The sequence below is a fragment of the Micromonospora profundi genome, assembly GCF_011927785.1.
GTDB lineage: Bacteria > Actinomycetota > Actinomycetes > Mycobacteriales > Micromonosporaceae > Micromonospora > Micromonospora profundi.
The window spans coordinates 463,176-485,198 of record NZ_JAATJK010000001.1 but is presented as its reverse complement, the minus strand read 5'-3'; the positions used below and the strand labels follow the sequence as shown (position 1 = coordinate 485,198).

Annotated in this window: 27 protein-coding genes and 1 pseudogene; 17 read left to right on the top strand and 11 right to left on the bottom strand. The window is 69.3% G+C overall.

Annotated elements, in window-relative coordinates; all coding sequences use genetic code 11:
- Window positions 1-57 precede the first annotated feature (57 nt).
- Genes F4558_RS02265 through F4558_RS02245 form a run of 5 tightly spaced genes read left to right on the top strand, consistent with a single transcriptional unit; the run spans window position 58 to window position 3,698 of the window.
- Window positions 58-738, top strand: a complete 681-nt coding sequence (locus tag F4558_RS02265) for a helix-turn-helix domain-containing protein (RefSeq protein WP_167943047.1) — start codon at window positions 58-60, stop codon at window positions 736-738.
- Window positions 735-878 carry a hypothetical protein gene (locus F4558_RS02260; protein WP_167943046.1) on the top strand — a complete coding sequence of 48 codons (144 nt, stop codon included), beginning with the start codon at window positions 735-737 and terminating at the stop codon, window positions 876-878. Before F4558_RS02265 ends, F4558_RS02260 begins: the two co-directional genes overlap by 4 nt.
- Window positions 875-1,600 carry a DUF2637 domain-containing protein gene (locus tag F4558_RS02255; RefSeq protein WP_167943045.1) on the top strand — a complete coding sequence of 242 codons (726 nt, stop codon included), beginning with the start codon at window positions 875-877 and terminating at the stop codon, window positions 1,598-1,600. Before F4558_RS02260 ends, F4558_RS02255 begins: the two co-directional genes overlap by 4 nt.
- Window positions 1,597-3,357, top strand: coding sequence for a type IV secretory system conjugative DNA transfer family protein (locus F4558_RS02250; RefSeq protein WP_167943044.1), 1,761 nt, complete (start codon window positions 1,597-1,599; stop codon window positions 3,355-3,357). The genes F4558_RS02255 and F4558_RS02250 overlap by 4 nt, the downstream gene beginning before the upstream one ends.
- The gene (locus F4558_RS02245; protein ID WP_167943043.1) at window positions 3,354-3,698 is read left to right on the top strand and encodes a hypothetical protein; all 345 of its coding nucleotides are present in this window, start codon (window positions 3,354-3,356) and stop codon (window positions 3,696-3,698) included. Before F4558_RS02250 ends, F4558_RS02245 begins: the two co-directional genes overlap by 4 nt.
- A gap of 221 nt (window positions 3,699-3,919) precedes the next feature.
- Here F4558_RS02245 and F4558_RS02240 read toward each other — a convergent pair whose 3' ends face one another.
- Window positions 3,920-4,084, bottom strand: coding sequence for a hypothetical protein (locus F4558_RS02240; RefSeq protein WP_167943042.1), 165 nt, complete (start codon window positions 4,082-4,084; stop codon window positions 3,920-3,922).
- A gap of 461 nt (window positions 4,085-4,545) precedes the next feature.
- On the bottom strand, window positions 4,546-4,731 hold the full coding sequence (locus F4558_RS02235; RefSeq protein ID WP_167942846.1) for a hypothetical protein: 186 nt from the start codon (window positions 4,729-4,731) through the stop codon (window positions 4,546-4,548).
- Window positions 4,732-4,957: 226 nt separating this feature from the next.
- Here F4558_RS02235 and F4558_RS31360 point away from each other — a divergent pair, with 226 nt between their 5' ends.
- The 10 genes from F4558_RS31360 to F4558_RS31185 all read left to right on the top strand — a co-directional run bounded on the left by F4558_RS31360 (window position 4,958) and on the right by F4558_RS31185 (window position 10,269).
- Window positions 4,958-5,116, top strand: a complete 159-nt coding sequence (locus tag F4558_RS31360; protein ID WP_245241255.1) for a hypothetical protein — start codon at window positions 4,958-4,960, stop codon at window positions 5,114-5,116.
- Window positions 5,117-5,411: 295 nt separating this feature from the next.
- On the top strand, window positions 5,412-5,600 hold the full coding sequence (locus tag F4558_RS02225; protein WP_167943040.1) for a helix-turn-helix domain-containing protein: 189 nt from the start codon (window positions 5,412-5,414) through the stop codon (window positions 5,598-5,600).
- 134 nt (window positions 5,601-5,734) lie between these two features.
- The gene (locus F4558_RS02220) at window positions 5,735-5,896 is read left to right on the top strand and encodes a hypothetical protein (protein ID WP_167943039.1); all 162 of its coding nucleotides are present in this window, start codon (window positions 5,735-5,737) and stop codon (window positions 5,894-5,896) included.
- Window positions 5,893-6,108, top strand: a complete 216-nt coding sequence (locus F4558_RS02215; RefSeq protein WP_167943038.1) for a hypothetical protein — start codon at window positions 5,893-5,895, stop codon at window positions 6,106-6,108. Before F4558_RS02220 ends, F4558_RS02215 begins: the two co-directional genes overlap by 4 nt.
- Window positions 6,105-6,785 carry a hypothetical protein gene (locus F4558_RS02210; RefSeq protein WP_167943037.1) on the top strand — a complete coding sequence of 227 codons (681 nt, stop codon included), beginning with the start codon at window positions 6,105-6,107 and terminating at the stop codon, window positions 6,783-6,785. Before F4558_RS02215 ends, F4558_RS02210 begins: the two co-directional genes overlap by 4 nt.
- A gap of 250 nt (window positions 6,786-7,035) precedes the next feature.
- Window positions 7,036-7,257, top strand: coding sequence for a hypothetical protein (locus tag F4558_RS02205; RefSeq protein ID WP_167943036.1), 222 nt, complete (start codon window positions 7,036-7,038; stop codon window positions 7,255-7,257).
- A gap of 51 nt (window positions 7,258-7,308) precedes the next feature.
- Window positions 7,309-7,728, top strand: coding sequence for a hypothetical protein (locus tag F4558_RS02200; RefSeq protein ID WP_167943035.1), 420 nt, complete (start codon window positions 7,309-7,311; stop codon window positions 7,726-7,728).
- Between the two features lie 127 nt (window positions 7,729-7,855).
- Window positions 7,856-8,974 carry a hypothetical protein gene (locus tag F4558_RS02195; RefSeq protein WP_167943034.1) on the top strand — a complete coding sequence of 373 codons (1,119 nt, stop codon included), beginning with the start codon at window positions 7,856-7,858 and terminating at the stop codon, window positions 8,972-8,974.
- Between the two features lie 462 nt (window positions 8,975-9,436).
- On the top strand, window positions 9,437-10,123 hold the full coding sequence (locus tag F4558_RS02190) for a hypothetical protein (protein ID WP_167943033.1): 687 nt from the start codon (window positions 9,437-9,439) through the stop codon (window positions 10,121-10,123).
- Entirely contained in the window at window positions 10,120-10,269 is a 150-nt protein-coding gene (locus tag F4558_RS31185; RefSeq protein ID WP_209273157.1) for a hypothetical protein, read from the top strand. Before F4558_RS02190 ends, F4558_RS31185 begins: the two co-directional genes overlap by 4 nt.
- A gap of 200 nt (window positions 10,270-10,469) precedes the next feature.
- On the opposite strand, the gene F4558_RS02185 is transcribed toward F4558_RS31185, so the two are convergent.
- The 8 genes and pseudogenes from F4558_RS02185 to nadD all read right to left on the bottom strand — a co-directional run bounded on the left by F4558_RS02185 (window position 10,470) and on the right by nadD (window position 17,186).
- A complete protein-coding gene (locus F4558_RS02185) occupies window positions 10,470-10,985 on the bottom strand; it encodes a hypothetical protein (protein WP_167943032.1) in 516 nt (171 codons plus the stop codon).
- A gap of 88 nt (window positions 10,986-11,073) precedes the next feature.
- Window positions 11,074-12,537 (bottom strand): recombinase family protein, encoded by a 1,464-nt coding sequence (locus F4558_RS02180; protein ID WP_245241414.1) that lies wholly within the window; start codon window positions 12,535-12,537, stop codon window positions 11,074-11,076.
- Window positions 12,538-12,566: 29 nt separating this feature from the next.
- Window positions 12,567-13,373, bottom strand: a pseudogene (locus F4558_RS02175) (ComEC/Rec2 family competence protein); the annotation flags it as partial.
- Window positions 13,370-14,365 (bottom strand): ComEA family DNA-binding protein, encoded by a 996-nt coding sequence (locus F4558_RS02170; RefSeq protein WP_376767485.1) that lies wholly within the window; start codon window positions 14,363-14,365, stop codon window positions 13,370-13,372. The pseudogene F4558_RS02175 and the gene F4558_RS02170, both read right to left, overlap by 4 nt.
- Window positions 14,366-14,518: 153 nt before the next feature.
- The gene (locus F4558_RS02165) at window positions 14,519-15,367 is read right to left on the bottom strand and encodes a DegV family protein (RefSeq protein ID WP_053656066.1); all 849 of its coding nucleotides are present in this window, start codon (window positions 15,365-15,367) and stop codon (window positions 14,519-14,521) included.
- Between the two features lie 48 nt (window positions 15,368-15,415).
- Complete coding sequence (locus F4558_RS02160; RefSeq protein WP_053656064.1) at window positions 15,416-16,075, bottom strand: histidine phosphatase family protein; 660 nt, start codon at window positions 16,073-16,075, stop codon at window positions 15,416-15,418.
- A complete protein-coding gene (gene rsfS / locus F4558_RS02155; protein WP_053656062.1) occupies window positions 16,072-16,479 on the bottom strand; it encodes a ribosome silencing factor in 408 nt (135 codons plus the stop codon). Before rsfS ends, F4558_RS02160 begins: the two co-directional genes overlap by 4 nt.
- A gap of 110 nt (window positions 16,480-16,589) precedes the next feature.
- Window positions 16,590-17,186, bottom strand: a complete 597-nt coding sequence (gene nadD / locus F4558_RS02150; protein ID WP_053656060.1) for a nicotinate-nucleotide adenylyltransferase — start codon at window positions 17,184-17,186, stop codon at window positions 16,590-16,592.
- Window positions 17,187-17,322: 136 nt separating this feature from the next.
- Here nadD and F4558_RS02145 point away from each other — a divergent pair, with 136 nt between their 5' ends.
- Together F4558_RS02145 and F4558_RS02140 are read left to right on the top strand one after the other, a co-directional pair.
- Window positions 17,323-17,982 (top strand): PadR family transcriptional regulator, encoded by a 660-nt coding sequence (locus F4558_RS02145; protein WP_167943031.1) that lies wholly within the window; start codon window positions 17,323-17,325, stop codon window positions 17,980-17,982.
- Window positions 17,983-18,144: 162 nt separating this feature from the next.
- The gene (locus F4558_RS02140; RefSeq protein WP_167943030.1) at window positions 18,145-19,359 is read left to right on the top strand and encodes an FAD-dependent monooxygenase; all 1,215 of its coding nucleotides are present in this window, start codon (window positions 18,145-18,147) and stop codon (window positions 19,357-19,359) included.
- Between the two features lie 66 nt (window positions 19,360-19,425).
- Here F4558_RS02140 and pepN read toward each other — a convergent pair whose 3' ends face one another.
- Window positions 19,426-21,999, bottom strand: coding sequence for an aminopeptidase N (gene pepN, locus F4558_RS02135; RefSeq protein WP_167943029.1), 2,574 nt, complete (start codon window positions 21,997-21,999; stop codon window positions 19,426-19,428).
- Between the last annotated feature and the right edge of the window lie 24 nt (window positions 22,000-22,023).

Here is a 22,023-nt window from a genome sequence, read left to right as displayed (position 1 = left end):
CAGACGCGCCAACGTCTGTGATCCGGGGCCTTGACCGACACTGGAGGTCGGCCCGCTGTGAGTGTAGAAGCCCTGTCATGGGCGCTCAACGACGCGCCCGATGTACCCCCTGCCTGTCTGGCTGTGCTGGTTGGTCTCGCCAACCATGCGCATGCCAACGGCCGAGCCGCGTACCCGTCTCAGGAACGGCTCGCCCACTACGCCCGCAAGTCGACCCGCTCGATACGCAGTGACCTTGCGACGCTGGAACGGCTCGCCATCATCCGGCGGGGCGATCAGCGGCACGTCTTCCACCTGCCCACCGACCGGCGACCCGTTGTCTGGGATCTCGCGATGGAGCGTCGGCGCACCGTTCCGGTTGCGCTTGACCCGTTCGCCGAGCCGCAGCCTGGTCGACCGACCGAGGTCCCCGAGCCTGTGGATAACCGCCCGGAAGCAGACTTCCGCCCGGTACCGACCGACCGGAAGCAGAGCGTCGAGCGGCCGGAAGCCTGCTTCCGCACCGACCGGAAGCAGGCTTCCTACAAACCGTCCTTGAACCATCAAGAACCGTCCTTCCGCGCAAGCGCGGGAGAGAGTTCTCCGAAGATCAAGGGCAAGAAGACCTTCACCCCCCGCGCTCTCACTGGTGCCGCACTGCCTGTCCAGCGGGACATGGAGCAGTGCCCGAGGCACCGGGGCAGCTCGGCTGCCAACTGCGGTCCGTGCCGTTCCGAGGCTCTGGCGGGTGGCCGATGAACGAGACCGCTGCCTACGCCCTGGTGCTGATCCTGATCGGTGGTCCGGCCTCCATGGTCGTCCCGTTCTTGGTTGCTCGGCACCTGGTCCACACGCACGACATCACCCCCGCCAACCTCGCGACCGAGGAGACCCCGTGAACCTGACCGCCGTCACCTCCCGCGCAACCACTGCCCTGGTCGCCCTGGTCGCTGGCTACGCATCGTTCTCCCACATCTTCAAGGTGGCTCGGCAGGCTGGTGAGCATGTCTCGGTTGCCGCTGTGCTCCCGCTGTCCATCGATGGTCTGATCCTGGTTGGCACGCTGGCGATGCTCGACGACAAGCGCAGCGGGCGGAAGCCTCGCCTGTCTGCTCGGCTGGCCGTGGCGTTCGGCATCGTCGCCACTCTTGCCGCCAACGTGGCATCTGCTCACCCGACCTGGACTGCCCGTGCCGTTGCCGCCGTTCCCCCCGTCGCCTTCCTCATCGCCGTCGAGGTGTTGAGCCGTCGAGGCAAGCTGATCCACCCTGAGCCGGTTGCCCCGGTCGAGCCGGTCACCGCTGAGCCGGTTGCCGTCGAGCATGAGCCGACCCCCGAGCCGGTTGCCGTCGAGCCGGTCAAGGCTCAGCGGGTCAAGCGGACCAGTGAGCCGAGCCGCAAGCCTGTCCCCCGGTCGCTCACGTCGGCTGACCGGGTCATGTCGGCTCACCTCGCTGAGCCCGAGGCGACTCACGCCCGGATCGCTGAGCTTGCCGGGGTGTCCCTGGCGACCGTGAAGCGTTACCGGCCGACCCGCTCGACGGGCTCGGCTTCCCCGGCGCAGCCTGCCGAGGCTGTCGTCAGCGAGCGCGCACCTGAGCTGGCGGGGGTGACGGCATGACCGAGTTGGAGCGGGCTCTCCGCAAGCTACAGCGCAAGCACACGGTCTCTCGGGTGGCGTATCGGTACCTGTCCGGTCGGCCGCTCAGCGGCAAGCCTGGCTACCCGTACCGCCACCGGGGACCGGGCAGGCTGGCCGGCTGGCAGCGTCAGGTGATCCGGCTCAGCGTGCCGGCTACGGCTGCGCTGGCCGTGGCTCAGCCCGAGCAGGTCGGCTCACTGGTCGGCACGGCTGCGCTGGTTGTGAGCTACCGCCTCAGGCGTCGGTTCACCATGCGCCGGTTCAACCGGGAGTACGTCACCCCGACCCTGGCTGCCCTTGCTCCCGCCATGGGTCTACAGACCGGCGTGCAACTTCACGTTGATCCGTCGTTGGGCAACCTCACCCCGCGTCTGGCCAAGCCGCTGAGCCCGGCTGAGACGGCCGTCCGCACCTGGTACGGCGAGCACGTCGAGCCGGTGATCCGCTGGCTTCCTGAGCAGGCTCAGCGGGTCGCCTGGTCGGTGCAGCGCAAGGCTGAGCCGGTCACGTCCAAGCTGGCCGTGTTCCGCCGTCCGGTCGATGGCGACCAGGGGCCGCGCATCGAGCTGACCGCAGACACCCCGTACCTGACCAGGGAACAGCGTCAGTTGGTCTCTTCCATCGTCGGCGCGAAGATCCCCGTGTCTGACCTGGTCGAGTCGTGGCACCAGGTTGGACCCCGGGTGCGGGCGGTCTGGACGGTGCGCAAGCGCCCGCCGGCCCGGGTCGGCGTCGACCAGGTGGCCGAGCACCTGTCGACCGATGACGCCGTGTTCTACCTCGGCCAGGGTGCCGGCAACCAGCCGGTCACGATCAGCCTTGACGACGACTCCCCGCACATCGCAGTCAGCGCGGGTACGGGTGCGGGCAAGTCGGTACTTGCGCAACTGGTTGCCGTGCAGGTGCTCCGTCGGGGTGGGCGGGTGGTGATCCTGGATCGCAAGGGTTCCCACCGTTGGGCGCTCGGGTTGGACCAGGTCGACTACTGCACCAAGCCGGGGCAGATGCATGACGCCCTGGTCAAGCTGGCTGCGCTCGCCGACGAACGGAACACCCTCGCCTTCCATGCGCCGGACGGTTGGGATCCTGGTCCCCGGGTGCTGGTGATCTGCGAGGAGTTGAACGCGACCCTGACGCAGCTTGCCAACTGGTGGGCGGACAACCGGGAGAAGGGAGACCCGAAGCGGTCGCCGGCTGTCGGTGCTCTGGGCGAACTGCTGTTCATGGGTCGGAGTGCCAAGGTCAACGTGATCGGCGTGGCGCAGATGTTGACCGCCCGAGCGATCGGCGGACCCGAGAGCCGGGAGAACTTCGGTGTTCGCTGCCTCGCCCGGTACACCGCGAACGCCTGGAAGATGCTCGCTCCGCAGGCTGTCATGCCCCGCGCGTCTCGGGTGCGTGGCCGATGGCAGGTGGTCATCGGCGACCAGGTGACCGAGACGCAGGTTGCCTACCTGACCGCCTCAGAGGCTCGCTCGCTGGCGATGTCCCCGGACATGTCCCCTTCCCTGGTCAGCGCGTCTATCAAGCCCTGCGGGGACAACCGGCTGACGCTCAAGGAGGCGTGCGCTACGGGTGTTCTCCCCTGGTCGTACGAGGCGACCAAGAAGAGGGCACAGCGGCGAGTAGGAGACGTGCCACTACCGCGCAACAAGCGCAACGGCGTCGATGTGTACGACCGTGACGACCTTGCCCGCTGGGCAGGCACCGAGACCGGAGAGAAGATCAGCAAGTGATCACGACCATCCGCTACGCCGACCACACTGCCCACCTGGACCCGATGACCGGCGAAGGTCTGCTGATCCTCCCCCGCGTTGCCGACGACATCGACCCGCTTGCCGGTCCGGTCACCTTGCAGGCTGCCGGCTGGGATCACGCCGTGAGGGATCTCGACCGGCGAGGCTGGGAACCGACCGAGGATGACGACGGGGACGTGATGCACGTCGGCACCACGCTTGACGGTCGGCCGGTCATCGGTCTGTACGGACGAGAGCCGGTGATCTCTGAGCCGAGCGTCGAGCAGGCTGCCGAGGCATGGCGGGAACTGCTTGCCGCCGGCCAGGTGGTCACCGAGTAGCGAGGCCGTCAGCCAACACGTCCAGCCGCTCTCGACGGCACGATAGGCAACACCGTGTTTCCTACCTCTGGCACGCGTTGTATCGTGCGAAGCGTTACAACACGATGCAGAGCGTTGCACCTCGTTGCAGCGCGATGCAGGAGGAAGACCCCCCGCCCCTCTGCTGGCGAGCGCGAGGCGGGAGGCCCTTCCGGTCTGGTGCGGGCTCAACTGACGGTCAGTCAGTTGGGTCCGCACCCGTTTCCGGCCAGCGTTACCGCCAGGCCGATGGAGTAGGTGAGCACCTTGAGTGCCAGTGCCACCCACTCCCCGACATCCCGCCACCGGTTGGCGTTGTTCCGCCGGTTCTTCCTCGGGCCCGAAGGCCCCTTGCGGCGCATGCTCAACTGCACTCCTTCGGTCGTCGTTGGGATAGGGGACGGTCGTCCCCCGGCCGTCGGGGCGACCCGATCCCAGCCCAACTGACCTGGAAGGTGGTGCACCATCCATGCGCTTGGAACACCATAGCGAGCGCTACGGGTGACATGTATTCAGCACAGCTACTCGCACGCTTGTACGAAGTGGACGACAGGCGCTCACGGTGCTCTGACCTGGACCTACGCAAGCCGGCAACCACAGAGGTCCGTGCACCTCCACGGATGGCGGGCAGAACAGCAGCTCCATCAACTCCTTGTGCAGCCTTGAGTAGTCGATGATGCCGTTGTGCATCGGCCCGGTGTTCAGGTTGAAGATGCAGTTCGGGTCCAGATCTGGCGCACCCCTTGTTGATGAAGTTGGCGAGGCGTGAGCCATAACGACATGCCCCGGCACCCATCACGGGTGACCGGGGCGCTTTCGTCGTATCGGGTCAGTCAGCCTGGTCGGGCCGGTGCTCAGTGATCCAGCGGGCAACATCCCGCCGACGCCACACCTTGCCCATGGCGAGCGTGGCGACCGGGTCAGGGAACCCCTTGGTATTCGTGATCACGTTGACACGCTGCCGGCTGATCCCGCCGAGCATGTCTCGGATCTCCGCTACGCCGACCAGGTCCACACCCGTTGACGGTAGGCAGCGGCGAGCGTCGGTAACGGAACAACGTCATGAACCGTTGACGGTTGACCTAGTCGAGCGACAGCATGTGAGCATGCCGTCACGCCATCTTCCCTCTGGCCACTGCCTGCCGATCTCCGCAGGGCACGCACCCATCCGCCCGATCTGGCACTGCCGCCGAGGCTGCGGCGTCTGGCCGTGCCCAACTGCTCGGCTGACCTTGCGCGCCGTGTTCCACGACGACCCGGTCGGATTGTCGATCGAGATGGCCGGCTGCCTGTTCGACGCGACCGGGGACCTGCTCAAGCTCAACCCCAACGAGGTGCCCGGACCTGACGCACTGTTCGTCAGGTTCATCGGGTGGACTCGTCGAGGCATCCCCCGGTAGAGCGGGCCTGCGGTCCGCTGAGAGCCACGCTGCCGGGCGAACGGTTGGCGGGGGTAGTCAGGTGTAGGCGTCGAGCGTCAACGACGCTGAGAGGCTGCCAGCGGGTTTCGGTGAGGCGCGTCACAAGGACCACTAAAACGGCCAAGATCAACCCGTCTTACTTGTGTAGGGCATCTCGCCCGACCACCTGAGCACCACCCACACAGCCCGTACCCGATCAGGGGTGCGGGCACTTTCTGTTGGCCCTGACCAGGGATGCGACCACATCCCACCCGCACCGAAGGAGGAACCACCAGTGCACGTCATCGACGGCATCACGTACCTGACCACCGCCGAGACCGCAGCTCGACTCGGGCTGAGCATCGGCACGCTCTCGAACCAGCGGACCGAACACCGCTCCCCGATGAAGTGGGCCCGCCTACTCGGCGCGGTCGTCTACCCCCTGGCCGAGGTCGAGCGGTACGCCCGGGAGATCGGCCGTTGAGCGAACACCTCCGAGAGATCGCACAGCGCCTCGCCGAGGCGGCACCACCCCTCACACCCGACCAGCGAGCCCGGCTACGGGGCCTGCTCAGCGGCGAGTGAACCAGCCACCCCGACCTGACATGGAGTCAGCCAGTGACGACCCTGCCCACCACCCACATCGAGCCCGAGACCTTCCGCCGACTGCGCAACCTGCTCGACCCGACCAGCCGGCAGCGCATGGCGGACGTACTCCACCGGCTGGCCAGCCTTCCCCGCTGGACCCACGACGACGACCAGGAGGTGACCGAGCAGTGAGCCGGCGCAAGCGCGACCACCGGGCAGCCAAGCCAGCAACGATGACCAGTCCCCCGTTCCGCATGACGGTCGAGGAGTGGGCACGGGACACCGGGTTGACCGTCGATCAAGTCCGCGAGGACATCGACGCACTGATCGTCAAGGGTTGGCTGATCCCCCTCGCCCCCGATACGTGGGTCCTGACGGTCCCGCAGGAAGCCGCAGCATCGTGAGCAAGCACAAGAGCGCCGACACGTTCGACGTGCTCGGCACCATGCGTACCGTCCGGGCAGACGAGAAGCTGAGCGCCAGCCAGAAGGCAATGATCGTGTTCGCCGCGCTGCGGACGAACAACGCCGACGGCAAGGTGAGGGCAAGCCTGGAGATGATCGCCGACGACGCGGGGCTCTCCCGCAAGACGGCACACCGAGCGTTCGGCGAGGATCAGCCCGAGGTGATGAAGTACTTCCGGCAGGTCGAGCGCACCCGGCGACGGGTTGATCTCTGGTTCAACCTTCGGCCCGACCGGGTTGCCGAGAGGGACACAAAGTCCCACTCGCAGAACGAGACCACCGAGCCGAGAGGGACACAGAGTCCCACTCGCGAGAGGGTCAGCGAGTCTCGCTCGGGGCCGAGTGGGACATCCTGTCCGCCGAGAGGGACACAGAGTCCCACTGAGAGGGACACAGAGTCCCACCATCTACCTCCCTCTACTTCTACATCTACAGAGACCCCCGCTCTCGGGATCTTCACCAGACCGAGCGAGGTCGAGGTTCCCGAGGTTGTCGAGCCTTCCGTGTGGGACCTGGTTGAACCACCCACGCCGGCTACGCCGGCCGAGCCGGTCAAGGTCGAACCCTCCAGGCCGACTGCCGATGTCTGGGCTCTGGCACTCGCTGAGAAGCCCTAGCCCTGTGGCGCTGTGCGCTACGCGCGCCGTGCCGCTGCGCTCCCGATGACCAGGCAGCGGCGAAGAGATAGAGGCCCCGGAGGGGCCATCACCAGACAACCCGCTGACCGGATAGTGCCCCGCTCGCGCGGGGCTTTCGTCGTTCTGCCGCTGATCTTTCTGCCGCCGCAGAGGCACCGGAGGTGCTGACGCTGACGCACCGGACCGCAGCGCCGCAGAGCAACCAACCCACGAACAGGAGAACCACCGCGTGACCAAGCTGTCCAAGAAGGAACGCGAGGCTGCCCGCAACCTTGCCGAGCAGCGATGGGCGCTCGCCCACGATGCCAAGCGCAACGCCGCTGACCGACTCGCTCGGATCCAAGCCGATCCCGAGTCCACTGCCGCCGAGATCACCGAGGCAACCGAGTCACTGAGCAAGGCAACCGCGCTCTACCGCTCTGCTCAGGCTGCCGCCCGGTCTGCCGGCTGACCATCCCTCACGACGAACAGGAGACCCCTACCCGTGACCAACCCTCGCCGCTTGCCCCGAACCCGCACCTACCCCGAGCCGGACATGATCCTGCCGACGCTTGTCTCTCAGGTGCTCGCCAACGCGTACCCCGGGGCTGACGTTCAGCCGTCCGCCATCCGTGGGATGACCCACACCCCCGAGGCGTTGCCTGCCGTCCGCCTACGCCCCCGGGGTAACGCCTGGTCCGCCGATGGCCGGATGACGGGTCGGCTGGTGGTCGTCACCTTCGTTGAAGGCAGCACCCCGATGGTCATCGACCCGATGAGCCTGGTCGACCCGACGACCGGTGACGTACTCCCCCGGTACATGGCTGGGCTCGACGGCGTGTCGATGAAGCTGCGCACCGTCTCCCGCAAGCGCATCGGAAACAAGGTCGACCACCTGCCGACCTACGCGGCTCACTACTGGGGCTGTGCAGTCACCCTCTGACCACCCACACCTACCCCCAACCCCTGCCCGTTCGTCGCTCAGCGGCGACCTGAGCGGGCTACAGCACCACCACCTACGGGCCGGCTACCTGCCGGCCCTTCTCTGTATCCGAAGGAGCACAACCACCGTGGCTACCAAGTCCAACCGCACCACCGCCCGCACCGCCACCGAGATCGCTCGGGAGAAGCTGACCGAGGCTGTCGCCCTGGTCGACCGGCGGCAGACCGAACACGAGCGGGCCGAGGAGACCGAGGCTGAGTTGATCACCCGACTGACCCGTGGTGACGCCAGCGTGAGCGCGCTCGACCTGCTGACCGCTCGCGCTGAGATCGAGCGGACCGGTTACCTGATCGAGGCAGCGCGCAAGGCGATCAAGCCGGCTGAGAAGGCGCTCAACTCGGCGCAGGCGACCGACAACCCGACGCTTGCCCGGTTCGTCGCTGAGCGGATCGAGGCCGACCCGTTCGCGTTCGGCCTGTTCGGTCTGACGGTCACGGTCAACGCCGACGACCGCAGCAAGCCGGGTGTGTACGTCAACCAGGCGACGGCGACGAAGGCCAACCCGACCACCGGGATCATGTCCGGCGCGGTAACCGTTACCGTCGTCACCCCGAACGGTCAGCCGATCGACGGCGCTGCGATCCTGGCTGGTCTCGCTGCCATCGAGGCGAGCGGCAACGGCCAGGTGAGCACCAACGCCAGCCCGAGCCCTAGCGGGGTGACGGTCGATGTTCGGCTGACCAACATCAAGCCGGACGTGCCGACCCTGGCAACCTCGGTCAACGGCGAGGCTCTGCGGAACTTCGGCCTGGACCTGGTCAGCGCGATCACCAAGCAGGGCGGCACGGTCGACCTGAGCAACGCCGACCAGTACGGCGGCGGCATGTTCGGGAACACCCGGGGCAGCTTCGACAACCGGGCCAGCCGGATCCTGTCGGGGCTCAACTCTTCGACCGTCGTCAACACCGAGCAGGACGACGACCAGGAGCGGCGCACCGTTCGGGTTGAGTTTGACCTGACCTCCCGCTACTACGGCAGCCAGGAGCTGAGCGAGTTCACCCGCAACGGCATCAAGAGCCTGGTTGGTGAGATCGCCGCTGGCATCGGCCGGGTTGAGTCCGCCCGCGTGGTGAGCGACCAGGTAGCCACCGAGGCGAACAAGCCGGGGCGGGAGTTCTCCAACTACCAGCAGGTCAACGGCAGCGTGGTCGTCGAGGTTGTCGCCGTCGCCCGGATCGCCGGCTGACCAACGGGATGACGGGGCAGGCAGGTCCGCGCCTGCCCCTCCCCTGGTGACACGACATGACGAACACGAACCACACCACCGACCGGGGATGCCTGGTTGACGACTGCACCCGACCCCATCGAGCCCGAGGGATGTGCGGGACTCACTACGCGCGCCGTAGGCGCAACGGGCACGGTGACCTACTCGTCGGCCAGGAGTTGAGCGACAACCCGGCGTGCCTTGACTGCGGTCGACCCGTGCCGATCAAGAGCGGCAGGGCTTCCAAGTTCTGCTGCGGCTACCACCGGAACAGGTTCGTACGCAGGCGGCAGAGAGCCGCCCGCTCAGCGCCGCACTGACGGCCGATCACACCACCACCCACACCCACGCAAGGGCACAGGATCTCCCGCCTCTCAGAGCCTCTGAGCGGGTTGACCGAGCCTGTGCCCCTTGCTGTGCACTACCTACAGGAGACGATCCAGAGTGAACACCACCGACCAGATGACCGACCGGGCATGCCAGCACTGCGGCGGCTCGATGGAAGGGAAGCGACCGCAAGCCATCCACTGCGGCGAGCGTTGCCGGGACCAGGCTCGACGGCAGCGTGAGCGGGAAGCCAGGCAGACCGACCCACGACCGCGCGGGAACTACCCGACCAGCCGGCCGAACCAGCGGAAGCACAGGCCAGGCAACGTCTACGGGCCGCTGACGCTGGTCGAGCGGATCGAGGGTAGCGGCGAGCCTCGGGCTCTGTTCCGCTGCGGCTGCGGCAACGTCAAGGCACTGCGCATCGGCAACGTGGCCAGCGGCGTAACCGCCAACTGCACTGACCGGGCCAACCACCCAGACCCCCGGCGCAAGGATGTCCTCACCTACGACGGCGCGCACAACCGGGTGAAGGGCCAGCGAGGCAGCGCCAGCCAGTACAACTGCCGATGCGGCAACCAGGCCGAGCACTGGTCGTACTCCCACGCCGACCACGACCAGGCGCGCATGCCCGAGGGTCGCGAGGCTGGCAAGCCCTACAGCACCAACCCCGACCACTACACCCCGCGCTGCCGTGGCTGCCATGCCCGGTTCGACAACTCGCATCGCCGGATGGCCGGTGGCCCGCTGTCCCTGGTGCACGTCGCGCTGTTCATGGCGACCAGCGACGAGGACGCGGCGTGAGCCGCGAGGAACGTCGGTACACCGGCCCGACCTGCGGGTGGTGCGGGGATCCCCTGCCAGGGGATGCCGGCTACCTGCGGGAGTTCTGCAACGCAACCTGCCGGCAGCGCAACCACCGGGCGATGAAGCGGGCTGGCCTGCGGTAGGCCAGGCAAGCGGGGGTGCTGGGGCAACCTGGCACCCCGCCAGCCCATCGACTTCCTATCGGTGGCACCGCATTTTTTGGTGCCTCACCGGGGAAAGGTCCCCTGGTCAGGGGCGGTTTCGGGGTGTCACGGCGACTTTGGGACTGGGGCGCGATGGGCGGCGCTAAGACGTAGCGATCCGGCTTCCCGCGCCGAAGGGGTCACACCCCCCGGGGGCGTTGCTTCAGCTCCGTGACCACGTCACGTGCGGCACCAGCAGCATGAGCCCTGGCGATCTCCGTCAAGCGATCCGCCATTGCCTGGTCTTCTGGCGTGCTGTACAACCGGTGGCGGACCAGGGTGACCCCGCGAATCTCTCCCTGGATGTCGCTGATCGCATTGCTGGCGTTGCCGATCTGCACGTTCACACCTTGCAGGGACTTCTTCGCTTCCTTCAACTGCTCGCTGAGCTTCCCCTTGGCAGTTTTGGTCTCCACCAACGTCATGCGCAGTTCCTCGCTCTCTTGCTGCGCCTTGGCAAGAGCCTCCTGCACACGGGTCAGTTCGCCTTCCATCCTTGTCATCAACGCCTCAGCGATCTGCACCGACTTGTCGGCGATGTTGATCTTCTTCTCACCTCGGGACAGCCAGTGATCCACCCACGACTTGAGTAACGCACCGACACCCAGTGCGCCAGCGATGGCAACACCGATCGTGATCTTCTCGACGATGGACACTCTGCCTACCCATGGGATCGGTGACGGGCTCAGTGCCGGCAGGCTACCAACTCCGCCACGATGGACACCGCGACTGGATCGAGAGAGGTCACACCAACCCACGCTCTGCCCACGTCTGCGAGTCACCACGCCAGCGAGAGTTGCCAAGCCGAGCAGGGTCGAGCGAGCGTGCGCCTTGGTACGTCTTGCCCACCCGCAGGTCGAGCAGCAGGGACACCACCTCGCGTTGCTGCCCGATGGTCAGCCGTTCCCACTTCTGCTCAGGGTCAGGGCCGACCAGATCTCGCACTAGCGGGGGCACGTCGACGTGCTGTGCCCTGCTCTCGGCATCCTCGATCTCGGCGAGCAACTTCCGCTCGATGGTCGCGAGACCGGCAGGGCTGATCTCATCGCGTGCCGCTGCCGCGTACCACTCGTCAAGCCTCTCCCGCTTGCGCCTGGCTTCCTGCTCTGCCTGCTGACGGCTACTCGCGTCGCGTTCAGGGCTGAGCAGATCGAGCGCATCCGGTCGGGACAGCCGAGCCATGAGCACAGCCACCACGAACTGTTCAAGCACAGTCGTCTTCACCGAGACGCAGAACCGTCCATGGCAGACGTACGCGAGGTGGGTCCGGTTCTTCTGCACCCGCATCCGTCCGCCGCACAGGTCGCAGACAGCGGCACCGGAGAGCAGGTGCCGTACGGCTGTGTCTCGCTGCGTCTTCCGCTTCGGGTCGGTCAGGATCGATCGGCACAGCGCGTACGTCTCGTCATCGATGATCGCCGGCCAGTCAGCGTCTCCAACGATCTTGCCCAGGTGCACTCGCTTGCCGTTGTACCCGGGGTTCTTCAGCATCCGGCCGATCTGACTGAGGCTCCACCCGGTGCTGCCTCCCCTCGGTGTGGGGATGCCTCGGGCGTTGAAGTCCTGAGCGATCGAGTAGGACGCTTCCCCAGCGGCAACCCGCTTCGCTGCCTCCTGGACGACGGCTGCATGTTCGTCGTGCGGCACCTGGGCGATGAAGTTGCCTCGGTCGTCGTAGGTCCGCCGGTACCCGTAGAGCAGCTTCCCGTGTGGCTTGCCGCTCGCAGCCTTGGCCCGGACGGACCGGAGGATGCGCTCTCGCGTCTTCTCGCTCTCGTACGCCGAGTCGACCCCATCCTCAGCGAGAGTGCGCCAGTCGCGCGGGTTGTCGAGGTCGTACGTTCGGTGATGCGTGACTACGTGGATGCGGACCCCTCGACGTCGGCAGAGGTTGAGCAGACCTGCCCATCCTTCAAGCTCTCGCCCACCTCGGGACGACTCCCACATGACCAGCACATCTACATGCGCGGTGGCGAGGTAGTCGAGCAGCTTGACGTACTCCTCGCGCGTCTTCCTGGCGTAGCGGCTTGCTGATCGGTCGTTGTCCACGAACACCTTCGCGACGGACCAGGTCTGCTCGGTGGCTGCATCGCGGCACTCCTGCTCCTGCTCGCCGACGGAGCGACGTTGCTTCTTGTCGTCCTCGCTGACCCGGGCGTAGATCACTGCGTTGACGATGGCGCGCAGACCTGGCTTCACCGCGTTCATGACGTGGTAACCTACCACTACCCCCAACGAACGTTCGCCCCGGAGACGGCATTGAGATGCGTCATGCCGGTGGCCTGGAAGTCCTCCTCGACAGCGGGCGGCAGGCGGCTGGTGTCGCCCACCACGAGGCCCGGCAGCAGTCCGCCGGGGTCGTCGGGCAGGGGTGCGCAGGCGCGTTGCAGGCCGGCCCGCAGTGTACCGGCGACGCGTTGCGCCCAGGATGGCGCGCCCTGCCGCTCGGGCGGCCCGGTGGTGCTCAGCACCGCCGCGGTGAGGTCGCCTCCGCGCGGTACGCCGAGCCGCCCTTCGGCTGCCACACGCTGGCCGGGCAGCAGCCCTCGCCACGCCGGATCGGTGGCCAGAACCAGCAGGCGCACCGATGCGTGGATCCGTTCGCCGTCCGGGCCGGTGAGCCGGACCAGCCGGGCCGGCACCAGCAGCATGCCGGGACGCCCGGCGGACCTGATCGAACGCGGGTCGTCCCGCACGACGAGGTCGGCGGTGACCGGCACACGCGCCTCGGACAGGGCTCGGATCGGCGGCGAGTCCCGGACTGCCAGTTGGGCGCTGGTCGCCGCCGCACCGCAGACCACGCCGAGGCCGACCGCGACGGCGATCCATCCGTACCGGCGGGTCACTGCCCGAGGCTGCCCGAGGCGGCCGAGCAGGTGCACTGTGCTCAACGCCGTCAGCACCGCCACCACGCCGGCCATCAGCAGCAGCGGGCGGGCACCGACGTGCAGGCCGGCGAGCGCGGTGAGCCAGGCGGCGACGGCCAGGCCGGCCAACCGGAGGTCCGGCGGGGTCGGGTCGCCGAGGACCGGCTGGCCACTCACACCGTCACCAGGTCTTTGAGCTGCTCGTATCGCGCGTCGCCGATCCCGTCGACCTGACGCAGATCACCAACGCCCTTGAAGCCGCCATGCTGATCCCGGTAGGCGAGGATCCGCTGGGCGAGCACCGGCCCCACACCGGGCAGCGCGTCGAGCTGGGTCAGCGTGGCGGTGTTGAGGTTCAGTGGACCGCCGGCGGGCGGCGCGCCACCGGCTTCCGGGCCGACCGCGCCGGCCGGTACCGGCGGTGGCGTCACCCCGACCACTATCAGCTCGCCGTCGGTGACCTTGCGGGCGGGGTTGAGCAGCGCCACGTCGACACCGGGCAGCGGGCCACCGGCCGCCTGCACCGCGTCGGCCACCCGCGAACCGGCCGGCAGCCGCACCAGGCCGGGCTTACGGACCTTGCCCGCGACCGCCACCACCAGCTCGCCGGCGCTGGACGCGCTCGCGTCGCCCGCCGGGCTGACCGACGCGACGTCGCCGCTCGGCGGGGTGACCGCCTCCGCGTGCGGCCGGGAACGCCAGGCCCAGCCGGCGGCGGCAAGCACCACGAGCGCGGCGACGACCGCCAGCGCCCGCACACCACGCCGCCCCGGATCGAACGCTCCCGGACCGGGCAGCAACGACGCGGGCTGGGCCGCAGGGCCGTCCGCAGCCGGCTCCACGAGCGGCACCCCGGCCCGAGGCGGCACCACACCAACCGGTGGGTCGCCCCACGACATCCCAATCGGGGGTACGCCCGCCAGGGGCGACTCGCCGCGCGCCAACGGCGCACCAGGCGGGGAACCAGCGAGCGGCACCTCGCCCCACGGCGGCGGCGCACCGACCGACGGCAACGCGCCCGCCGGAGGCAGCCCGCCTGCCAAAGGCTGCGCACCAGCCAGCGGGAGAGCGCCCGCCGGCAGTCCGCCCGTCAGCGGCAGCGCGCTCGGTGGCGGGTCGGTCAGCCGGCGCAGACGCTGGCGTACCTCTGTCTCCTCGTCGTGCGACACGAGGTGACGCTAGGGCGGCGGACGGTGCGACAGGTCGCGTCCGCACCGGCCCTGTGGACAACGAACGCCACTGTGGACAACGCCCTGATCATGCCTCGATCTGCTATGGACGGGCCGTCGCACAAGGAGAGGCGAAACCGCGAAGTGAGCGCCTCAGCTGCGGCGATGCACGACGACGCAGGCCAGGCCCGGGCCGGCGTGCGCGGCGACGACGGCGCCCGCCTCGGAGACGTACGTGTCGTGCAGCCGGTCGCCGAACCGCTCGGTGAGCGCGGCGAGCAACGCCTCGGCTCGCTGTGGCGCGGCCAGGTGGTGCACACCGAGGTCCACGTCGTCGTCACCGGCCGCCTCGACGGCCAGGTCCACGAGCCGGGCCACTCCCCGACTGGCGGTGCGGACCTTCTCGCGCAGCACTATCGCCCCGTCCGGCATGTGCATGATCGGCTTGACCGACAGTGCGGTGCCGAACAGCGCTTCGGCCGCGTTGATCCGGCCGCCCCGGCGGAGGAACTCCAGCGTGTCGACGTAGAACCAGACGGTGGTGTGGGCGACGGCGGCGAGCGCGGCGTCGCGTACACCATTGAGGTCGGCTCCGGCCTCGGCGGCGGTGGCTGCCGCGATGGCCGGGAAGCCGAGACCCATGCCGGTGGAGCGACTGTCGACGACCTCGACCCGGCCGTCGAAGTCGGCGGCGGCCAGTTGGGCGGCCTCGACGGTGCCGGACAGGCCGGCGGAGATGTGCACGGAGACGACCCCGTCGGCCCCGGCGTCGAGCAGTTGGCGGTACGTCCGGGCGAACTGCTCGGGCGCCGGTCGGGAGGTGGTCGCCGAGACCCGCCGGCCGCTGAGCGCCCGCGTGGCATCGGCCGGCTGGGTGTCCACCCCCTCCAGCCCTTCCGCGCCGTTGAGCACGACGGTCAACGGGACGACGGTCAGGTGGTGGCGCTGCACCAGCTCGGGCGAGAGGTAGGCGGTGGAGTCGGTGACGACCGCGACGGGCATGCCCGGCACCGTAGCCGATCGGGACGGCGAACGACGAGGCGGAAGCGCCTAGATCGCGTCGACGACCACCGGGGCGGTGACCAGGCCGACGTTGTGCGCCCGCAACTGCCAGCCACTGACGTCATGGGCGCGCCCGACAGCCGGCGCGCGGTCGTCGTGCCGCAGCTCGCTCCAGTGGCAGTTGGCCAGGGAGCCGATCGTGCGCAGCACGACCCTGTCCCAACCGAGCAGGTGACCGATGCCCTGCCGGGAGGCGCCACCATGGGTGGCGACCACCACGGTGCCGCCGGTCGCGGCGTCGGCCGCCTCCCGCAGCGCGGCGCTGACCCGCTCGCCGAGGTCGTGAAGGGGCTCCAGATCCGCGCCCGGGGCGGGGTCACCGGCCCGCCAGCGGGCGTACTCCTCGGGGAACTGCTCGGCGACCTCGGTGAGGTGCAGGCCCTGCCACTTGCCGAAGTAGCGCTCGCGCAGCCGGGCGTCGGTGCGGACCGGCAGCCCCGTCAGCGCGGCCAGCGCCGCGGCGGTGTCCGCGGCGCGGCTCAGGTCGCTGGACACGATGGCGTCGGGCCGCAGCGCCGCGAGCAGCGGCGCGGCGGTGCGGGCCTGGTCGCGGCCCAGATCATTGAGGGGTACGTCGGTCTGCCCCTGGACGCGGTTGGCGGCGTTCCAGTCGGTGTTGCCGTGCCGCCAGACGATCAGTCGGGTCATTCGGCTGCGGCGGACCCGCTGGCGTCGGCCTCGACCAGATCGCGGTCGACGAACGGGATGGTGGGGCAGTCCTTCCAGAGGCGGTCGAGCCCGTAGAACTCGCGCTCCTCGGTGTGCTGGACGTGCACCACGATGTCGACGTAGTCGAGCAGCACCCACCGGCCGCCACGCTCACCCTCGCGCCGCACCGGCTTGGCCTTCTCCGGCAGCTCCAGCAGGCGCTCCTCGATGGCGTCGACGATGGCAAGCACCTGACGCTCGTTGGGGGCGGCGGCGAGCAGGAACGCGTCGGTGATGGCGAGCTGGTCGCCGACGTCGATGATCGCGATGTCCTGCGCCTTCTTGTCGGCGGCGGCCTGGGCGGCAGCGATAGCCAGCTCGTGAGCGCGTTCGGAAACTGTCACCGTTCTCCTTCGATCAACCGTGCGATCCTCCAAGCGTCTCACACCCGGGGACACCCCGAGCCGTCAGTTCTGGTCGGTTAAGGGCATGAAAGCACCCATATCGGACAGAATCAGCGCTGGTAGAGGCGGCGCTTGGCGATGTACTGCACCACACCGTCGGGTACGAGGTACCAGACCGGCTCACCCCGGGCGACCCGGGCGCGACAGTCGGTCGACGAGATGGACATAGCGGGCACCTGGATCAGGCTGACCGTGTCCGCCGGCAGGTGCTTGTCGGTCAGCGGGAAGCCGGGCCGGGTCACCCCCACGAAGTGGGCCAGCTCGAATATCTCGTCCAGGTCCTTCCAGGACAGGATGCGTTGCAGGGCGTCCGCGCCGGTGATGAAGAACAACTGCACCTTGGGGCCGTACTCGGCCTGAAGGTCGCGCAGGGTGTCGACCGTGTAGGTCGGCCCGTTGCGGTCGATGTCGACCCGACTGACCTGGAAGCGCGGGTTCGAGGCGGTGGCGATGACGGTCATGAGGTAGCGGTCCTCGGCCGGGCTGACCATCTCGTCGGCCTTCTGCCACGGCTGCCCGGTGGGGACGAATACCACCTCGTCCAGGCCGAACCGGTCCGCCACCTCGCTGGCCGCCACGAGGTGCCCGTGGTGGATCGGGTCGAAGGTGCCACCCATGATCCCGATCCGCCGGATGTCTTCCTCCACCCGATGATCGTAGGCGGAGTCCGATGGCTGGCCACCCTGGCCCGGAGGTGTGCTCGGCTGCGACGGGCCTCGACACTGGTACTCGCGTGCATATACTCGTAAGCAAGTAATCGAGGGCGAGGGCGGGAGGCCTGTCATGCCGAAGCGGCGCAAGGTCGGCAACCTGCTCGCACTGGCCGTGCTGTCCGCGCTGGCCCAGCGGCCCATGCACCCGTACGAGATCGCCACCACTCTGCGTGCCTGGGGCAAGGACCAGGACATGGAGTTCAAGTGGGGATCGTTCTACACAGTGGTTCGCAACCTGGACAAACATCAGCTGATCGCGGCCGTGGAGAGCGTCCGCGACAGCCGGCGTCCGGAACGCACCGTCTACCGCATCACCGAGGCGGGGCGCGCGGAACTTGTCGACTGGGCCCGCGAACTGGTCTCCACCCCGGAGCCGGAGCACCCCCGGTTCCGCGCCGGCCTCTCCGTGCTCGCCGCCCTGCACCCCGACGAGGCCACGGACCTGCTGCGCCGGCGACTCGACCTGCTGGAAGGCGCGATCCATCGGGACCGCGACGCGCTCGACACCCACCTGCGGGAGATCCCGCGACTGTTCCTGATCGAGTCGGAATACGACCTCGCCATGCGCGCCGCGGAGGCGGCCTGGCTGCGCGGGCTGCTGGACGAGCTGACCTCGGGCACCTACCCGGGCCTGGACGTCTGGCGGACCTTCCACGAGACCGGCGAGATGCCGGCCGAGCTGACCCAGCTGGCGGAGAGGACCAGCTACGACCCCGACACCACCGACTGAAAAACGGCTCCGGCGAGGTGCGCCAACACCCCGCCGGAGCCCTACCTCGAACCGACACCCTGTGCAGGACACCCGGCCCGAATGCGGCAACCACGAGGATAACCGGGTTCCTCCCCAGGTCGGTTCGCACGCGCACGCACCGACGAACCCCAGGGAGAGAACATGACCACGGTACGAACCGCGATCGTCATCGGCGGCGGCATCGCCGGACCGGTGACGGCACTCGCGCTACGCCGCGCCGGCATCACCGCAACCGTCTACGAGGCGTACCCGGAGACCGCCAGCGAGGCCGGCGGCATCGGCGGCACCATCGCGCTCGCGCCCAACGGCGTGGCGGCGCTGCGCGCGGTCGGCGCGGACGAGGCGGTGACGGCGATCGCCACCCCGATCGAGCGCACCGCGATGGCCATCGGCCGTCGACGCGTCGACCTGCCCACACTGGCCGGGGCGCCGCCGCTGCGCGTGGTGCACCGGGCAGCGCTGTACCGCGTCCTGCACGACCGGGCGGTCACCGAAGGCGTCCCGTTCGCGTACGGCAGGCGGCTGGTCCACGCCGACCAAACCGACAGCTGTGTGACAGCCCGCTTCGAGGACGGCAGCACCGCCACCGCCGACATCCTCGTCGGCGCCGACGGCATCCGGTCCACGGTCCGGAGCCTCATCGACCCGGCCGCTCCCGGCCCCCGCTTCACCGGCTTGCTCGGCTTCGAGGCCGTCGCGCGGCACGAGGTGGACGTCGAGCCCGGCACCATGACGTTCGCGTTCGGCAGGCGCGGCTACTACCTGTACTGGCCGGAGCCCGGCGGCGGCACCCGGTGGGGGGCCAACCTGCCGTACCAGCGGGCACTGAGCCTTGTCGAGGCCCGCGCCCTGCCGGCCGCGCAGTGGCTGGACACACTGCGCGCCAGCTACGGCGACGACGACCCAGGCCGGCAGCTGACGGCGACCAGCGACGCCGACGAACTCCAGGTGGTCGGGGCGTTGCAGATCATGCCGCCCGTGCCGCACTGGTATCGAGGGCGAATGGTGCTTGTCGGCGACGCGGCGCACGCGCCGTCGAACAGCTCCGGGCAGGGAGCGTCGCTGGCCATCGAGAGCGGTGTGCAACTCGCCCGCTGCCTGCGCGACCTACCGGACGTGGAGTCGGCCCTTGCCGCGTTCGTGCGGCTGCGCCGCGCCCGGGTCGAGAAGGTCGCCGCCCGCGCGGCCCGCATCAACCACGCCAAAGCGCCAGGGCCGGTAGCCCGCACGGTCATGCCGCTGCTGATGCCGCTGCTCGTTCGCACCGCAATGGACCCGGAGAAGACAGTCGCCCACGAGCAGCGCTACGTCATCGACTGGGACGCCCCGGTCACTGCGGACCCGGCGCTGCGCTGACGTCCCGCTGCGCGGGGGTGGCCCACCGGCCACCCCGCGCGGGCTCGCTGCCTGCGCCGACTCGGCTCAGGCCGCCGCTGCGGCCACCGCCGTGCGGGCGACAAGCGCGCGACGCAGGTCGTCGTCGGCGTCGGTGATCACCCGACGCAGACCCGGGGTCAGGTCGTCGCGGGCCAGCAGCGCCGCAGCGGCCTCCCGGGTCGGCTGCGCCACGGCGTAGCGCGGGAACGCCAGCTTCGCCACCCGGTCGGCCGTCCACGGGGTACGTCCACGGGCGGCGTCCGGCATCTCGGCGAAGTACCGCTCGACGTACGCCGCGGTCAGCTCGGCCTGCTCGGGCTGCCAGAACCCCTCGGCGGTCGCCTCCAGTAGCCGGTTGGACAGCTCGGTGCCCCGCACGATGATCTCCCAGGCCGCCTGCTTGGCGGCCGCGTCCGGCAGGGCGGCCCGGCAGAGGGCGGCCCGCTCGGCACCCGCGGAGCTGGGATCGGCGGCCACCTCGGCGGCGATCTCCGCTGCACCGGCAGCGCCCAGCACGACGAGCCGGCACAGCACCGACCAGCGCAGCTCGGCGTCGACCTTCAGCCCGGCCGGCACCTCGCGGCCGGCCAGCCAGCCGGTGAGCAGATCGGCGTCGGTGGTGGCGGCGACCCATGCTCGCGCGGCGGCGAGTTGGAGGGACTCCCCCGCCGGTGCGCCGTCGAGCAGTTGCCTGCACGCCCCGGCGATCCGGGCCAGCGCCGCCGACCGGGCCAGCGGGTCGAGGTAGCGGTCGACAAGCGACCGGCTGAGCGTCAGCACGTCCTCCGCGATGATCACCTCGGTCTCGGCGGGCAGCGCGGCGACCATCAGGTCGACCAGGCCGGTGACCGGCCGTTCCCCGTCGGTCGCCGCGTCCAACGCCTCGCCCCAGAGCACCGCCCGGGTGAGAGGGTCGGCGAGACCGGGCAGCACCAGCCGCACGGCGTCGGCCGAAGCCGGGTCGAGGCGCACCTTGGCGAAGGTGAGGTCGCCGTCGTTGAGCAGCAGCAGCCGGGCCGCTGGCGCTCCGGTCAGCGCGCCGAGCACGGTACGGCCACCGTCGGCGGCGGGGTCGAGATCGACCTCGTCACGCTCCACAGTGCCGTCCATCGAGTAGCGGCCCACCCCGATGCGGTGCGGGCGCAGCACCGCTGCCGACTCGGGCGCGGTCTGCACGACGGCCACCTCGCTGTAGCGGCCGTCGGCGTCGACGGCGACCTCGGCGCGCAGCGTGTTGACCTGCGGACTGCGCAGCCACCGCTGCGCCCAGTCGGCCAGGTCCCGGCCGCTGGCGGCGGTGCCGTCGTTGCTCGCGACTGCGGGGCTCGCAAGCTCACTCCTCGCGCTCGCGGTGGAGAGGCTGGCCAGCAGGTCGGCGAGGGTGGCGTTGCCGAAGCGATGTGCGGCGAAGTGCGCGTTCAGGCCGGAGAGGAACGCCTCGTCACCGAGCCACGCGACCAACTGCCGCAGCACGCTGGCGCCCTTGGCGTACGAGATGCCGTCGAAGTTGAGCAGCCCTTCCTCGGCGTCGGCCACCTCCTGCGGGGCGACCGGGTGGGTGGAGGGGCGCTGGTCGGCGGCGTACCCCCAGGCCTTGCGGCGCATGGCGAACGTCGTCCACGCCTGGTCGAAGCGCGTCGCCTCGGCGGTGACCCGGGTGCCCAGGTATTCCGCGAAGGACTCGTTGAGCCACAGGTCGTCCCACCAGCGCATGGTGACCAGGTCACCGAACCACATGTGCGCCATCTCGTGGGCGATGGTGGTGGCCCGCAGCTCGCGCTGCGTGTCGGTGACCGCCGAGCGGAACACGTAGTCGTCGCGGAAGGTCACGATGCCCGGGTTCTCCATCGCGCCGGCGTTGAACTCGGGCACGAACGCCTGGTCGTACTTGCCGAACGGGTAGCGCTCGGTGAACAGCTCGTGGAACCGGTCCAGGCACTGCCGGGTGACTGTGAAGATCTCCTCGGCGTCGGCGTCCAGGTGCTCGGCCAGCGACCGGCGACAGTAGATGCCCAGCGGCACACCGTCGTGCTCGGCCCGCCGCACGTGGTACGGCCCGGCGATAAGCGAGAAGAAGTACGTGGCCAGCGGCGCCGTCGGGGCGAACTCCCAGCGCCCCGGAGCGGGGTTGGCGGCCAGCTCGGCGTTGCCGACGACAGTCCATTCCGGCGGGGCGGTCACCGTGAGCACGAACGACGCCTTCAGATCGGGCTGGTCGAACGCGGCGAAGATGCGTTGCACGTTGTCGAGGAACGTCACGGCGTAGAGATAGGTCTCGCCGTCGGCCGGGTCGACGAAGCGGTGCATCCCCTCCCCGGTGTTGGAGTAGGCCATCTCCGCCTCGACGACGAGCGTGTTGTCCGCCTCCAGGTCGCTGAGCGGCAGCCGGTTGTCGGCCAGCACGCCCGGGTCCAGGTCGCGGTCGTTGAGGCGTACACCCAGCAGGGTGTGGGGTTTGATCTCGGCGAAGGTCGCGGCGCCGGGGGTCGCCCGGAACCGGATCTCGACGCGGGAGCGGAACAGATCACCGCCGCCGGTCAGGTCGAGGTCCACCTGGTAGGACTCGACGGTAATCGTCGCGCCACGCGCGGTCGCCTCTACACGGGTCAGGCTCGGCATCCGCTTATCCTGCCCGATGGGGAT